Source organism: Petralouisia muris (genome assembly GCF_004793545.1).
GTDB lineage: Bacteria > Bacillota > Clostridia > Lachnospirales > Lachnospiraceae > Petralouisia > Petralouisia muris.
The window spans coordinates 44,410-58,588 of sequence record NZ_SRYA01000002.1 but is presented as its reverse complement, the minus strand read 5'-3'; the positions used below and the strand labels follow the sequence as shown (position 1 = coordinate 58,588).

The 14,179-nt window shown below is 46.4% G+C and carries 15 protein-coding genes; 4 read left to right on the top strand and 11 right to left on the bottom strand.

The window, feature by feature from the left end; genetic code table 11:
• Window positions 1–5: 5 nt before the first annotated feature.
• The 8 genes from E5329_RS01410 to E5329_RS01375 form a co-directional block, all read right to left on the bottom strand.
• Window positions 6–1,772 (bottom strand): V-type ATP synthase subunit A, encoded by a 1,767-nt coding sequence (locus E5329_RS01410; RefSeq protein ID WP_135987800.1) that lies wholly within the window; start codon window positions 1,770–1,772, stop codon window positions 6–8.
• Complete coding sequence (locus tag E5329_RS01405) at window positions 1,769–2,329, bottom strand: V-type ATP synthase subunit E (protein ID WP_135987799.1); 561 nt, start codon at window positions 2,327–2,329, stop codon at window positions 1,769–1,771. Before E5329_RS01405 ends, E5329_RS01410 begins: the two co-directional genes overlap by 4 nt.
• Window positions 2,330–2,355: 26 nt before the next feature.
• On the bottom strand, window positions 2,356–2,664 hold the full coding sequence (locus tag E5329_RS01400; protein ID WP_135987798.1) for a V-type ATP synthase subunit F: 309 nt from the start codon (window positions 2,662–2,664) through the stop codon (window positions 2,356–2,358).
• Between the two features lie 12 nt (window positions 2,665–2,676).
• Entirely contained in the window at window positions 2,677–3,090 is a 414-nt protein-coding gene (locus E5329_RS01395; protein WP_135987797.1) for an ATP synthase subunit C, read from the bottom strand.
• Window positions 3,091–3,136: 46 nt separating this feature from the next.
• Complete coding sequence (locus tag E5329_RS01390) at window positions 3,137–5,047, bottom strand: V-type ATP synthase subunit I (protein WP_135987796.1); 1,911 nt, start codon at window positions 5,045–5,047, stop codon at window positions 3,137–3,139.
• Between the two features lie 102 nt (window positions 5,048–5,149).
• On the bottom strand, window positions 5,150–5,974 hold the full coding sequence (locus E5329_RS01385) for a V-type ATPase subunit (RefSeq protein WP_135987795.1): 825 nt from the start codon (window positions 5,972–5,974) through the stop codon (window positions 5,150–5,152).
• A gap of 2 nt (window positions 5,975–5,976) precedes the next feature.
• Complete coding sequence (locus tag E5329_RS01380; RefSeq protein ID WP_135987794.1) at window positions 5,977–6,288, bottom strand: hypothetical protein; 312 nt, start codon at window positions 6,286–6,288, stop codon at window positions 5,977–5,979.
• Entirely contained in the window at window positions 6,260–7,324 is a 1,065-nt protein-coding gene (locus tag E5329_RS01375; RefSeq protein ID WP_168356474.1) for a response regulator, read from the bottom strand. The genes E5329_RS01380 and E5329_RS01375 overlap by 29 nt, the downstream gene beginning before the upstream one ends.
• 181 nt (window positions 7,325–7,505) lie before the next feature.
• On the opposite strand from E5329_RS01375, the gene E5329_RS01370 reads away from it, so the two are divergent.
• Window positions 7,506–7,748, top strand: coding sequence for a chorion class high-cysteine HCB protein 13 (locus E5329_RS01370; protein ID WP_135987792.1), 243 nt, complete (start codon window positions 7,506–7,508; stop codon window positions 7,746–7,748).
• Window positions 7,749–7,860: 112 nt separating this feature from the next.
• On the opposite strand, the gene E5329_RS01365 is transcribed toward E5329_RS01370, so the two are convergent.
• Both E5329_RS01365 and E5329_RS29570 read right to left on the bottom strand, forming a co-directional pair.
• On the bottom strand, window positions 7,861–9,576 hold the full coding sequence (locus E5329_RS01365) for a HAMP domain-containing methyl-accepting chemotaxis protein (protein WP_275442905.1): 1,716 nt from the start codon (window positions 9,574–9,576) through the stop codon (window positions 7,861–7,863).
• Window positions 9,577–9,950: 374 nt separating this feature from the next.
• Window positions 9,951–10,097 carry a hypothetical protein gene (locus E5329_RS29570; RefSeq protein WP_168356473.1) on the bottom strand — a complete coding sequence of 49 codons (147 nt, stop codon included), beginning with the start codon at window positions 10,095–10,097 and terminating at the stop codon, window positions 9,951–9,953.
• A gap of 118 nt (window positions 10,098–10,215) precedes the next feature.
• Between E5329_RS29570 and E5329_RS01360 the strand changes: the two genes are divergently transcribed.
• Window positions 10,216–10,530, top strand: a complete 315-nt coding sequence (locus E5329_RS01360) for a hypothetical protein (RefSeq protein ID WP_135987791.1) — start codon at window positions 10,216–10,218, stop codon at window positions 10,528–10,530.
• A 23-nt stretch (window positions 10,531–10,553) separates the two neighbouring features.
• Entirely contained in the window at window positions 10,554–10,841 is a 288-nt protein-coding gene (locus E5329_RS01355; RefSeq protein WP_135987790.1) for a hypothetical protein, read from the top strand.
• Between the two features lie 199 nt (window positions 10,842–11,040).
• On the opposite strand, the gene leuS is transcribed toward E5329_RS01355, so the two are convergent.
• Window positions 11,041–13,449 (bottom strand): leucine--tRNA ligase, encoded by a 2,409-nt coding sequence (gene leuS / locus E5329_RS01350; RefSeq protein WP_135987789.1) that lies wholly within the window; start codon window positions 13,447–13,449, stop codon window positions 11,041–11,043.
• Between the two features lie 180 nt (window positions 13,450–13,629).
• Between leuS and E5329_RS01345 the strand changes: the two genes are divergently transcribed.
• On the top strand, window positions 13,630–14,163 hold the full coding sequence (locus E5329_RS01345; RefSeq protein WP_135987788.1) for a superoxide dismutase family protein: 534 nt from the start codon (window positions 13,630–13,632) through the stop codon (window positions 14,161–14,163).
• Window positions 14,164–14,179 lie beyond the last annotated feature (16 nt).

The window sequence follows — 14,179 nt, the reverse complement described above, 5'->3', positions numbered from 1 at the left end:
CCCTCCTATGCATTGGTTTCCAGCAGACTCCGGTAAAATTCATCGATCATCTGCCGGTATTCATCAAATTTATACAAATCTTTATTGGCCACATCATATTTAATGGCAATTATTTTCTCAAAAATACGGTTTTCCCGCAGCAGCGCCATAGGCATTCCCATCTCGATTAACTCTTTGCATTTATCATAAAGATACAGGATTACCTTCATCATCCGAAGCTGTTTTTCCAGAGGCACAAAGGTATCTTCCTCATGAAATGCATTCTGCTGCAGAAAGCCCAGCCGAATCACTCTTGCAATTTCCAGAATCAGCTTCTGGTCGTCCGGCAGCACATCGCTTCCGATTAACTTGACAATCTCATTCAAGCGACTCTCTGTGGTAAGAATATTCAGAAGTTCATTCCTGCAGGGAATAAAATCCGCCCCTGCATTGGCCCCATACCATCCTTCCAAATCATTCAGATATTCTGTATAGCTGGTAAGCCAGTTGATGGCAGGATAATGCCTTGCATAAGCCAGTGATTTATCCAGCGCCAAAAAACAGCGGACAAAACGCTTGGTATTCTGGGTTACCGGTTCAGAAAAATCACCGCCCTGGGGGGAAACCGCCCCAATAATCGTAACGCTTCCGTCTGTGCCATTTAAGTTCTCCACATACCCGGCCCGTTCATAAAAGGCAGAGAGACGGCTGGCCAGATAAGCCGGAAATCCTTCCTCCGCCGGCATTTCCTCCAGACGTCCCGAAAGCTCCCGCAGCGCTTCCGCCCAGCGGGAAGTGGAATCTGCCATAATCGCCACGTGATAGCCCATATCCCTGTAATATTCTGCCAGAGTTAGGCCGGTATAAATGCTTGCCTCACGCGCCGCCACCGGCATATTGGAGGTATTTGCAATCAACGTAGTCCGATCCATCAGAAGATTTCCTGTTTTGGGATCTACCAGCCTGGAAAATTCTTCCAGCACATTCGTCATCTCATTTCCACGCTCGCCGCATCCGATATAAATGATAATATCTGCATCCGACCACTTGGCAAGCTGATGCTGGGTCATGGTCTTTCCTGTTCCGAAACCTCCCGGAATTGCGGCAGTTCCGCCTTTTGCAATGGGAAAGAGGGTATCCAAAATCCGCTGGCCGGTCACCAGCAGACGATCAGCCGGATAACGCCTCTGAATGGGCCTTGGCACACGGATGGGCCATTTCTGGGTCATGGTAAGCTTTTGCTCCTCCCCGGCCCGGTTACGGATCACCGCCAGAGTCTCTTCAATGGTGTAGGAGCCGTCCTCAGAGACGCTTATTACCGTGCCTTCCATCCCCGGCGGCACCATCACCTTGTGAACAATGGCAGGCGTTTCCGGCACTTCCGCAATAATCATTCCGGCAGTCAGGATATCTCCTTTCTTCACAGTGATCTTTGTATCCCATTTCTTTTCCCGATCCAGCAAATCCACATTGACGCCCCGGGGAATGTAGGCGCCTGACTGCTGTCCGATCAACTGCAGGGGGCGCTCAATTCCATCAAAAATATTGGTAATGATACCCGGCGCCAGCGTCACGCAAAGGGCCCGTCCGGCGCCCTCCACCAACTCTCCGGGCCTCAGCCCTGTGGTTTCCTCAAATACCTGGATGGTTGTCTGCTCTTTGGTTAACCCAATGACTTCCCCCACCAGACGGTGCTCTCCCACATAGACCATCTCAGACATTTTAAACCCCAGATTGCCTAAAATGGTGATAATCGGCCCATTAATCCCATATATTTTACCTGTTACATTCATAGAAACGTCTCCTCCTGCTCTAACTTCGTCATAAAGGATTCATCAATCAAAATATTCCTGGAACGGATCACCGCCCGGATTCCTCCGCCGAATTCCATGGTACTGACTGTTACTTCCACGCCTGTTTTCTCTTCCAGCATCTCCTTCTTATCTACATCAGAAGGATTGATATACACAGTAACCTCTTCTTCCCCAGCCACTTCCTTCGCCATTGCGATTTTTGCAATCAAATACTTATTGTAATCTTCTGTCTGCTGATACTTCTTGAGCCGATCCTTCACTTTTTCAAACAGCTTCTCTTCCCACTCCCGTTTACATCTGTCCAAAAGCTGCTTCTGACGCACTACCTCTTCCGATACTTTCCGGTTAAGCTCCCGCCGGATTGCGGTTTCTTCCATCTGAAATTTATGTTCCATTTCTATCTGCCTGTTCTTTCGGAATTCTTCTGTCTCTCTTTCACAGGCCTCTTCGTATTCACGAATCAACGTATTGCTTTCACTGTTTGCCACATCAATGGTAAACTTCCGAAATACCTCCAGCTTTTCCTTTATCTGCATTCCTTTTCCTCCCGTCCGGACAGCTTCTAAAGTTTCAGTCCAATTGCCTCACTGACGTAATCTGTGATAAAATTCTCCTTTCGGCCGGTTCCATGGCGATCCGGAATCTCAATCAGCAGGGGCAGCCGCCGGTTTAACTTTACTTCATCAATCAAATCCGGAAACTCCCTGCCAAACTTCTCCGTCAGCAGTACAATTCCAATCTCCTTATCCTGAAGCACAGTATCCAGCGCTTCTTTCAGCTCCTGACGCTCATGCACCACAACGCCTTCCACTCCGGCTAACCGCATTCCCGTCCAGGTATCCCTGTTATCACTGATTAAATACATCTTCATAACCGATCTCCTTTATCCCAGAATTGAGAAGGAAATCAACAGACCATAAAGAGCAATCGACTCTGCCAGAGCCACGAAAATCAATGCTTTACCCATAATGCTGGAATCTTCGCTGAGCGCTCCCAAAGCCGCGCTGGCTGCACTTGCTACAGCGATACCCGCACCGATACAGGAAAGCCCTGTAGACAACGCTGCGGCAAGATAACGCCATCCTTCCACGCTGGCTTCTGCCGCCTCTCCCGCTGCCTGCACATTACCGCCAAACAATAAAATATCTGCTACTAACACAGTTCCGAAGAAGAAAAACAGATTGCTGGCCAACGCTGCTTTAAAACCTCCCTCTTTCCGCTTGCTGAGTAAGAATCCGCCCACCGGAATAATCATGCTGCAAAGTAAAATCACCACTAATATAATTTTCGTTACCATTTTCCTATCCTCCTGTTAAATATTGCATTACAAGTGTTACATTATTTTAGCTTTCTTCCTGCTTTCTGAATGGAATAAAGGGTTTTCCATCCCCGGTATAAAAACGGCTGAACATTTCGTAATATTCCAGACGGAGCACCTGGATTCCCACAACCAACCCCTCCAGGCCGGCCACAAGAGCATTTCCCAATATGATAATCATCCAGTTGGGATTTCCTTTTTCCAAGCCCGCAAGGGTCATTACCACGCCCATCATGCCTGCATGACTCAATGCAAAAGCTCCCACACGCACAAAAGAAATCGTGTTGGTGGCATAACTCAATACCACATCAAAGCCTTCCACCAGGGCTTCCACGAAAAACATCACCTTACTGCCCTCTGGAAAAATGCTGCCTTTTCTCTCAATCAAATGACTTAAAGGCTCTTTCAGTAAAATCGCAATCAGCGGGACTCCCACTGCCGTTCCAATCAGTATCGTTGCCGGAAGGCCGTACCCTGCAGCGAAAAGTAAAACGCACAGAAATACAAATCCATAACAAATCAGCCCTGCCAGGCCGCTCTGGTGAAACAGCAGCCTGCCGTATTCTTTCGCCCGAACTGCATTCACCATATTCAGCACCATAGCCACCAGAATCAATACTCCGCCGAAGCCAATGGCAAGCATCAGTGTTGTCATAATATTGTCCATAGGTTTCATCCACAGAGCCGGTATCACTTCTTCAAATCCAAAAAAACTTCCGTACAGAAATCCAAAAATCACAGACCAGACGCCAGCCACTCCTACAATCCCTGCAAGCCTTATGTTCTTAATCTTATAAAGCAGGATTCCCCCGGCCAAAAGACACGCTCCCTGTCCCACATCCCCGAACATCACGCCAAACATAAAGGTATAGGTCAATGCAATAAACAAGGTTGGATCCATCTCATTGTAACCGGGCAGCCCGTACATTTCCACAAACATTTCAAAGGGCTTTAAAATCTTCGGATTCTTCAGCCTGGTAGGAGGCCTGCTGCCCAAATCATCCCCTGGCTCTTCCTCCACGCAGTTGATATTCTCATCCATAGCGATTTCCCGCTGCAGCTTATCCGCATCCTGCCTGGCCATCCAGCCATACAAGATATAGTACTCAACGCCATCTTCCCTGGCACTGGTGCAGGCTGCGTATTTGCGGATTTCAAAATTATCGCAATAGCTTTCCAGACATTCACAGGCCGCCAGTATTTCCTGCTCTTTGCCCCTTGCCACCTCTATGGCCTGCATCTTTAAGCTTTCTAATTTCTGCTGGTGATTTTGCAAAAGTTTTCTTGCCTGTTCAAACGCCTGCCTGGGAGTATCCTCCAAATCATCCGGCACCTGAATCGCCTCAAAATGGAAAGAGTCGTATACAGCTTCAATTTCCACCAGATGGGTATGCGGCGCAAAATAAACGCCCCAGACATATTCGCTGTCGTTGTTGCACTCATAGAACAGCGTATAGGGATTATGGTATACATACTGCTCCAGCTTATGATAATACTCCACTTTAATCTTGCCAAACTGATAATCAATAAAATGAAAATCCCTCAGCTTGCAAAGTTCAAAATCCAGTCCGATAAACGGGGCAATCTCTACCATCCATTCCTTAAGCTCCCGCAGCTCTTTCTGTACACGTTCCTGCTGCCGCACCACATCCGCCAGCTGCTCATGGACTGCAAAAATAATTTCCTGCGCCTGCTGTGCCGTCACCTCCAGATCCGTTTTCCTGGAGACCTCAAGGTACTGCTTCAGCTCTTCTCCTTTCTGCGCTGCATCCTTGTACAGATTTGTTTCCACAAAAGGCCGTACATTCTTCAAATTGTTCAGACTTGTCATTGCATTCTCAAAATGAATGTCGTATTGATTCAAATACAGCTTCACTACCCGGTCAATGTCATTTTTCGGACCAGTAATATGCAACAACTTCATTTTCTCAATCAATGCTTCCTCCTCCAATCTTCCTATATTCTGAATTTTTACAGTAAACTTCCATCTGCCGTCTGGCAGGCTCCATGACCATCCAAACTATGAAAGTTCTCGCTTTCACAGTAAAATCAACTTCCGGATCTCCCTGGCTGGAACCTGGTAACGTATCCCTTCCAGCGCTGTGGTAAGATGTTCGATTTCCTGTTCCTTCTCATAAAAATAATAAAATACCGGCGCCATAGAAGCCGGATATTTCCGGCAAATCCTCTGATACATTTTCTTCATAACCTGATGGCAGGAAATCTCATCCTGCATCTTCACCAGCGCATCCTTTCCCTTAAAATACATGGTGCCTTCCAGAATACGGCAAAACTCCTCTGTCCCTTCCGTCTCTAAAAGCCTCTGTATTTCCGCCCTCTTTAATTTATAGTGCAAAGGAATCAGAATTTTTGCGGTTTCCTCCGGTTTCTGATGGAAAAATTCTTTGCCCCGGTACATCCACATAATATTCAGCCAGTCCACCTGAGTGCCAAAGATCTCCCGCAGCACCTTGCGCATCTGACTGCCGGAAAATTTGTCAATCTGCTTCCATACTTCCGTAAAATAAGAATTCTCAATTTTCGGAACCGATTCCCCAAATTGAAGCTGGGGCAGGTATAACTCCAGAGCCCTTCTCTGCTGTTCATTCCCAAACCTGTACAGCTTCTGATAATCTTCCATAATTGAATTGTGAATCAATTCCTCTACCTGTCCCCGGTGTCGGATATCCTCCCGGCCGCCGTATATCTTCCCATAGCTTTCCTGTTCCCGGAGAAATCCAATCGCTTCAGAAACCGTCTGCAATTCTGCAATCCGCTCAAAATCTTCTCTTTTCAGCAGCCGACTGTGCATGGCTCTCGTCTTGGCAATCAACCCGCTATACTGCAGCAATTCACCTGCCATAGCTACACCTCTGTTATCTTCTCTACAATTTTTTTGGCAATCTGATCCAGATTCTTCTCACATCTCGCATTCAACTGCTGGATCTGTTCCTGATTTTTTTTCACAACCGCTTCCAGCTCACTCTCTGTCTGAGCCTCCAATTGAGAACGCAAAATCGTCAGTCTGCCTTCCAGTTCTTTTTCCAGTTCTACCACAGAATCTTCTCTCTGCTTTCTGCTTTCCTCTGTCAATTCCTGTTTCCGAGCCTCGGCATTCTCCATAATCTTTCCTGCCTGCTCTTCGATCTCATAGAGCCCCATAATTATCGCATTCATTGCACCCATCTTCCTTCCTAAAATACAGCCTGACTGCAAACTTTTGTTCTTTTACGCCGCTTGCCATACGGAATGACAGGGCTTTTGCAATCTCTCGTATGAAGTTTATCATCAAATTCCGGACTCCTTCATCGGTAATCTTATAACTTTTTCTTCCGGAAGAATGCTGGCAAAACATTCTTAATACATACACCGCTCCCTCTTTTTCAACCAACATAAGGGTACGGTAAGAATAAAAGAGCATCTGGCACAAGTAACCGCCCAGAAATATTCCGTAAGCAATTTCCGGAAGAATCTCCCTGGGCGCCTCACTCCCTGTATTATTCTTAATCTGCAGAATGCATCCGTCTTCCGGATAACTGAACCGTACCTGCAGATACCTTACATGAAATTGCCAGTCACGCTCCTCAAACATATAGTATCGCATAAATTCCTGAAGCAATTCTTCACAGACTTCCGCAGCAAAACCGGCTTCCTGGGCATTCAGCCCTTTCATTTCAGAATTCAGATTCCCGCGGATAATGCCCGAAGCAACCTGATAGATTCCCTTATATCTGTTTTTCTTTTTCTCCAGCTTATCTGTCAGCTGCTGCCATAACTGGTCAAGGCGCAGCCTCTCCTGCTCCATTTTCTTAATCCGCAGTTCTTCCTGTTCCAATTCTTTATGATACTCCAGAGCCTGTTGAATTGGATTGATAAGATCCTCCGGCAAAAAAAACGGCTTTAAAATTAACTTAAATATTCTAATCTGGTTAAAGATCTCTAAAGTTTCGGCAACACTGTCCATCTGTGTCATGGCAATTCTCACTGTGGAAGGAGAAAGCATCTCTACCATATCAAAGACCTCTTTCCCTGACATTACAGGCATTGCCAGTTCACTGATTAACACCGCTGTCGGATGACTCTTTACATAATCCAGGGCTTTTTCAGGATATTGAAAAAACTCACAGTCTATCTGCTCTCTGGAAGCTTCCAGCATCCGCCGGTATCCTTCAATATTCTTGCTCTCATGATCCAGAATCACTACTGTATTCACAACCTGCCTCCCTTCGGGAAAATACGATTCTCCCCTGCTATTCTTCTGCCATCCATTTCCCGCCATTTTTTATTATATCAGAATACTATATAATTTTCAAAATTTTTTTCAAAACATTGAGAAACACATACAAGCAGCCCACATATGATACATTGTAATCAAAATATTGGAGGATTTGAACATGAGTGATTTAGCTGCTACAAACTGTGGATGTGGATGCGAAGGAAATAACAATGGAGGATGCTCTTCTCTTATCTGGTTAATCATTCTGCTTAGCTGCTGCGGCGGCGGATGCGGCAATGGTTTCTTCGGCGGCAACGATGGATGCGGATGCGGCGGCAACAACAGCTGCCTGTGGATTATCCTGCTTCTCTTCTGCTGCGGCGGAAACGGCAATGGATTCGGCGGCGGCTTCTGCTGCTAATCCTGACAGGAAAAATTTTTTCCTTCCAAAAAGCAGAGCCGGCGCATTGCGCCGGCTTTGTCCCTTTGCGGAATTTATTTTCTGCTTAAAACCGCTAAATTCCTGTCTTATTCTATTCTTCTGCCAATACAAACTTCCCTACAAGCTCATCCAGAATCTGTGCCTGCGCTGACAATTCTTCACTGGTAGCTGAAGCTTCCTCTGCCGTGGCCGCATTGCTCTGCACCACTTCGGAAATCTGATTGATTCCGATTTCTGCCTGACGCATGGCCTCACTCTGGTCTTCTACCATTCCCTTTAATCTTTTGGAAAAATCTGCAATCTGCTTAATTCCATCTACCACAGAGACAATGGCGTCAGAGGCGCGCTCCGCTGCCCGGTTTCCTTCTGTAACTTCCCGAATGGAGCCTTCGATTAATTCCCTGGTGTCAACGGCAGCCTGTGCGCTCTGATCTGCCAGCTCACGAATCTGATCTGCCACAACTGCAAAGCCCCGGCCTGACTCCCCGGCCCTTGCCGCTTCAATGGAAGCATTCAATGACAGCAGATTGGTCTGAGCTGCAATAGATTCAATCTCAGAGATAATATCTCCAATCCTTGTAGACGCATCATTAATCCGCTGCATGGCCGCCATCATAGTATCCATTTCTTCCCGGCTGTTATCTGCCTCATTGGCGTAATGCTGGGCTCTCATGTAAGATTCCCCTGCACTCTCTGCACTCTTTTCCATTGTTACTGCAATGTCAGAAATCGTTGCATGCAGCTCCTGCACCGCCTGGGCCTGCTCCGTTGCCCCTTCTGCCAGACTCTGGGACGCGGTTGCCAAGTCACCGGAGCCAATCGACACATGTTCAGAAGCTTCCCCGATGGACACCAATGTCTGTGTCATCTGCTCCCGTAAACTGTGCATAGATTCGTATAGCTTTCCAAAATCTCCGGTATATCTGTCCGAAGCGTTGGATGTAACTGCATAATTTCCGCTTGCCATTTGCCCCAGCACTTCATCAATGTCATGAATGATCACATTCAGATTGTCCGCCATCTCGGAAGCATCCTTCTCCATATATTCCACCTCATCCCCAGTCATAACCATGGGAAACGGAGACGTCAGGTCGCCGGTTGCAAAAGTTTTGAGACGGCTCCCCAATTTTCCAAGTGGTTCTGAAATCCTTGTCGCAATGCTCTTGCCAATCTTCGTGGAAAAGATAATGGCAATCACTGCAGCGGCGGCCATTGCAGCCGCCAGAATCCATCCTGTAACATTCAGGATTACTGACAAACGTTTTCCTTCCGTTACTTTCACATTCAGCAAATTCTCCAATTTGCTGTAGATACTGCTATAGCTGTCTGCCAGCTCGCCAAGGGCCAGCTCCTGGGCCTGCCGGCAAAGCTCCCTGTCCGTAGTTGCGCCGATATCCATAATTTTCTGATCCAATTCCCAATAGGTTTCCAGTTCGGCTTTGATCTCATCATAGGTTTTTCTGCCATCATCCGATACAATGGTATTCTCAATCAACGCAAAATTTTCTTCAAACGCCGCCTTACTTTTCCCATGCTGTTCCACCACTGCGGCAATGGCATCCGGATCATCATACCCAATGGCTGCCCGGAGGGACGACCTCACATCTGCAAACTCAAACATGGCCATGCCGATATCCCCCTGGGCAAAACCATAATTTTGCAATGCATAAGAATACCTGTTAGACACCATCAACACCGCAATCAAACCTAATAACGCTACCACCACTGTAATCGCTGACACCTTTGTAAAAGATTTGGTAAGCCTCTTTTCAATGCCTGCTTGCTGCACATCCATCACTCTATCCATCCTTTCTCCCTGTATCCCATACGTTTTCTTTTAACAATCTAAAATTTCAACTGCCAGTTATCAAATCTATTTTACCAAATATTATTATACCTGATTTATCCAAAAACACAATAGCAAAATATGATATATTTCCCCAAAAATCGACTTGGCTTTTTTGCAAAATCATGTCTATTTATTACAATTCCCTAAATCACTCATTTTTGAAACACATACCGCAAATACTTTTTGACTGCAATGCCAGGGCATCCGCCATGGAAACATTTTCACATTTTAAAAGGGACTGCCGGAAAATGAATTTTATAAGCTATCATTTCCTGACGGTCCCTATTCGCTGCCTGTCATTTCTTGCAAAGCTTTTTGTCAGCTCTTCCGTCTCAGCCCTTTCTCTTAGGCCTCCGGTTTGGATACTGCTCCCGGCTTTCCTGCCTGCTTTGCGGATACTTATTGGGATTCTCCTTTCTCCGCACACACTCTTCATCTATCTCATAAACACTGTTACCATCTATCACTAACTTTCCCACAAATCTCATCTCCTGAAATATATTCCTTACTATTATATTTGTGCCGGGAATGAGAAGTTCCTCTTTTGTCATATCACAGAGCATTCTCACATAGATTAAAATAAAAAAGGTGAATGCAATGGAAGCGATTGATACACTGATTCAGGATAGGCACCTTGAAATGATAAAAGCTGCCATTCCCTATTTAGATAATTCCCGGCAGAGAAATATGGCAATGCTGGTAAAATTTATGGAATTACAGCGAACCATGGCACTGTTTCAGAATTCCGGAAATGATCTGCAGATGTGCTCAGAGGAAGAGCGCAAGGATCCAGTGCAGATGCTGACTGCCATACGGGAATATTGTACGGACAGGGAAAAAGAAATGATAGACAACATCATCAGCTTTGTCCAGATGTTTTCCACCTATGAAACCCTGTTTACAACAACTTAACTACAGCCACAGAAAGGAATGCTATGAACCCACAGGACATATTAAACAACCCACAGCTTCAGAAAAATATTTCTCCTGATAAACTTAAGCTATTAATCGAACTTGCCAGCAATAATTCTGCCAACGCCTCCAATCCCCAGGCTATGGCAGAATCCCTGAAAAACGCCTCCGAAAGCGTGAAAAACCAGGGAGTTGATTTCTCCTCTGCGGAGCGGGATCTGATTATTGAGGTATTAAAACAGAGCATGCCGCCCCAGGAACAGAAAAGGGTGGATTTGCTGATGCAGATGATGAAAAACATGCGGAAATAGCCTTTGCCGACATATCTTAGGAGAAACACATTCACGTAAGAAAGTAAGAAATGGGGCTGTCGGGAAATGAATTTTATACACAATATTTATTGTGGAAAATCTGTCATTTCCTGACAGCCCAAATATTTCACTTATAAAAACAGCGCAGGCATTGTCTCCAATTCCTGCGTTGCTTTTCCTATTCAGCAAACATATTTTGCTATTTCATCACAACATTGATAATCCGCCCGGGAACATAAATCTCCTTCACCACATTTCCCGTCAGCTTATCCCCAAGGGCCTCTTTCCCCGCGGCAATGGCCGTATCCTTGTCTACATCTACAGGAAGGGTAACGGTGGCTCTGGTTTTTCCATTAATCTGAACTGCCAGTTCCACGGTGTTTTCCACGGTTTTCGCTTCCTCATATTCCGGCCAGACACACTGGTAAATCCTGCCTTCATAGCCGCAGGCTTCCCAGATTTCTTCTGTAATATGAGGCGCCACCGGATTCAGCAGAATCAAAAACGTCCGGAACTCTCCCCGGCTGATGCTGCCCGCCTTGGAAAAATCATTCAGCATGGACATCATCGCCGCAATGGCTGTATTGTATTTCAGATTCTCATAGTCAGAACTTACTTTCTTGATTAACTGGTGCATCCTGGTCTCAAATTCCGACCGATACCCCTGGCCGTCCACCAGAATGTCCTGCAGCTTCCACACACGCTCTAAGAATCTGCGGCAGCCCTTTACGCCGTTTTCCGACCAGGAAGCGCTTAAGTCAAAGGCTCCGATAAACATCTCATAAGTCCTGAGGGTGTCTGCCCCGTAATCCATTACAATGTCGTCAGGATTAACCACATTGCCCCGGGATTTGGACATTTTCTCCCCGTTTTCTCCAAGAATCATGCCGTGGGATGTCCGTTTCTGATAAGGTTCCGGCGTGGGCACAATGCCTTTGTCATAGAGGAACTTATGCCAGAACCTGGAATACAGAAGATGCAGGGTGGTATGCTCCATCCCTCCGTTGTACCAGTCTACCGGAAGCCAGTACTTTAACGCCTCTTCACTCGCCAGGGCCTCTTTGTTCCCAGGGTCTGTGTAACGCAGAAAATACCAGGAAGATCCTGCCCACTGAGGCATGGTGTCTGTCTCCCGCTTTGCCGGCCCGCCGCAGCAGGGACATGTAGTATTAACCCAATCTGTCATAGCCGCAAGGGGAGATTCCCCGTTATCCGTAGGCATATAGCTGTCCACTTCAGGAAGTTCCAGGGGAAGCTCACATTCCGGCAACGCCACGTAACCGCATTTCTCACAATTTACAATAGGAATCGGCTCTCCCCAGTAACGCTGACGGGAAAATACCCAGTCACGCAGCTTGAAATTGGTTTTCCCCTTTCCAATCTGTTTCTCTTCCAGAAATTCAATAATTTTCTTCTTAGCCTCTGCCACTTCCAGGCCGTCCAAAAATCCGGAGTTCACCAATTTACCTGTGGCAACGTCTGTGTATGCCTCCTTCTGAACATCCTCTCCCCCCGCCACTACTTCAATAATAGGAAGTCCGAACTTCTTAGCAAATTCCCAGTCGCGGGTATCATGGGCCGGAACTGCCATAATTGCACCCGTTCCATAGCTCATCAACACATAATCTGACACCCAGATTGGAATTTCTTTATCATTCACCGGATCAATGGCTCGCAAACCGTCTATTTCCACTCCGGTTTTCTCTTTTGCCAGCTCGGAACGTTCAAAGTCAGATTTTCTTGCCGCCTGCTCCTGGTATGCTGCAATTGCATCCCAGTTTTTAATTTCATTTTTATACTTTTCCAGAATGGGGTGTTCCGGTGACACTACCATATAGGTTGCCCCAAACAGCGTGTCCGGCCTGGTGGTGTATACGGTAAGCTTATCCTCTTTTCCTGCAATCCGAAAATCCACTTCCGCTCCCTGGCTCTTGCCAATCCAGTTCCTTTGAGAAACCTTGACCCGCTCAATATAATCCACATCATTTAAGCCTTCCAAAAGCTTTTCGGCATATTCGGTAATCTTCAGCATCCACTGGCTCTTGACCTTACGGACTACAGGCGCGCCGCATCGTTCGCAGACGCCGTTTACCACTTCCTCATTGGCAAGGCCCACCTTGCAGGAAGTGCACCAGTTGATGGGCATTTCTGTCTTATAGGCCAGGCCTTCTTGGAACAATTTCAAGAAAATCCACTGGGTCCAATGATAGTATTCGGGATCCGTAGTATTGACTTCCCTCTCCCAGTCAAAAGAATATCCCAGAGCGTGAAGCTGTCCCTTAAACCGTTCTACGTTGTTCTTTGTTACAATTTTCGGATGAATCTTATTCTTGATTGCATAGTTCTCCGTGGGAAGTCCGAATGCGTCCCACCCCATGGGATAAAGCACATTATAGCCCTGCATTCTGCGTTTTCTGGCTACAATATCAAGGGCCGTATAAGGACGGGGATGTCCCACATGAAGCCCCTGCCCAGAAGGGTATGGGAATTCTACCAATGCATAATATTTCGGCTTGGAATAATCCTCGGTAGCGGCAAAAGCCTTTTCCTCATCCCAAATCTTCTGCCATTTTTCTTCCAAAGCTCTGTGATTGTATGGTGCTGCCATTTGATATCCTCCTAAATTTCGTTTAAACATCTCTAATTCTTTTAAAATTTTATCACATCAAGGATATTTGTCAAGAATTCCCGGTTTCTAAATTTACAGAATCCTCAAACCTTCGGCACGTTTTTGGAGTCACAATCATATTATAATAAAATCATATCAACAAAATTTCAGGAGAGGATTATGAGAAATTATGAGATAGATCACATAGTTACAGAAGAGTCTTATGAGAATCCGGGAAGGTTTTATCTGGAGGTTGCCCTGACCCATATGCCCGACGCCTATGCAGAGCTTATGGGAAATCCGGGAACGGGCGAAATTATCGGCATGGTGAGGTTCTATTCCGTTGGTTCAGAGGTTTTAGTCAATGCGGAAATTTACGGCCTGCCCGTCAACACGAATCCCTGCGGTTCTGATATTTTTGGTTTTCACATCCACGAAGGCCATTCCTGCACCGGGACAGAAGCAGATCCTTACGCCAATGCCGGATCGCATTTTAACCCAACCCTCTGTCCGCATCCTGCCCACGAAGGGGATCTGCCGCCTCTGTTTGGAAATAACGGCACTGCCTGGATGATGTATTCCACGGATCGTTTTTCTATTTCTGATATTATTGGGAAAACCGTGATTATACACAGCGGCGTGGATGACTTCACCAGCCAGCCTGCTGGAAATTCCGGGACAAAAATAGCCTGCGGCGCCATTCAGGCTGTGTAACATGAAACAATTCGGG

What these genes read in the sequence shown, in the direction of transcription:
- E5329_RS01410 (WP_135987800.1), bottom strand. Translation starts at nt 1,772, where the DNA reads ATGAATGTAACAGGTAAAATATATGGGATTAATGGGCCGATTATCACC.
- E5329_RS01405 (WP_135987799.1), bottom strand. Translation starts at nt 2,329, where the DNA reads ATGCAGATAAAGGAAAAGCTGGAGGTATTTCGGAAGTTTACCATTGAT.
- E5329_RS01400 (WP_135987798.1), bottom strand. Translation starts at nt 2,664, where the DNA reads ATGAAGATGTATTTAATCAGTGATAACAGGGATACCTGGACGGGAATG.
- E5329_RS01395 (WP_135987797.1), bottom strand. Translation starts at nt 3,090, where the DNA reads ATGGTAACGAAAATTATATTAGTGGTGATTTTACTTTGCAGCATGATT.
- E5329_RS01385 (WP_135987795.1), bottom strand. Translation starts at nt 5,974, where the DNA reads ATGGCAGGTGAATTGCTGCAGTATAGCGGGTTGATTGCCAAGACGAGA.
- E5329_RS01380 (WP_135987794.1), bottom strand. Translation starts at nt 6,288, where the DNA reads ATGAATGCGATAATTATGGGGCTCTATGAGATCGAAGAGCAGGCAGGA.
- E5329_RS01370 (WP_135987792.1), top strand. Translation starts at nt 7,506, where the DNA reads ATGAGTGATTTAGCTGCTACAAACTGTGGATGTGGATGCGAAGGAAAT.
- E5329_RS01365 (WP_275442905.1), bottom strand. Translation starts at nt 9,576, where the DNA reads ATGGATAGAGTGATGGATGTGCAGCAAGCAGGCATTGAAAAGAGGCTT.
- E5329_RS01360 (WP_135987791.1), top strand. Translation starts at nt 10,216, where the DNA reads ATGGAAGCGATTGATACACTGATTCAGGATAGGCACCTTGAAATGATA.
- E5329_RS01355 (WP_135987790.1), top strand. Translation starts at nt 10,554, where the DNA reads ATGAACCCACAGGACATATTAAACAACCCACAGCTTCAGAAAAATATT.
- leuS (WP_135987789.1), bottom strand. Translation starts at nt 13,449, where the DNA reads ATGGCAGCACCATACAATCACAGAGCTTTGGAAGAAAAATGGCAGAAG.
- E5329_RS01345 (WP_135987788.1), top strand. Translation starts at nt 13,630, where the DNA reads ATGAGAAATTATGAGATAGATCACATAGTTACAGAAGAGTCTTATGAG.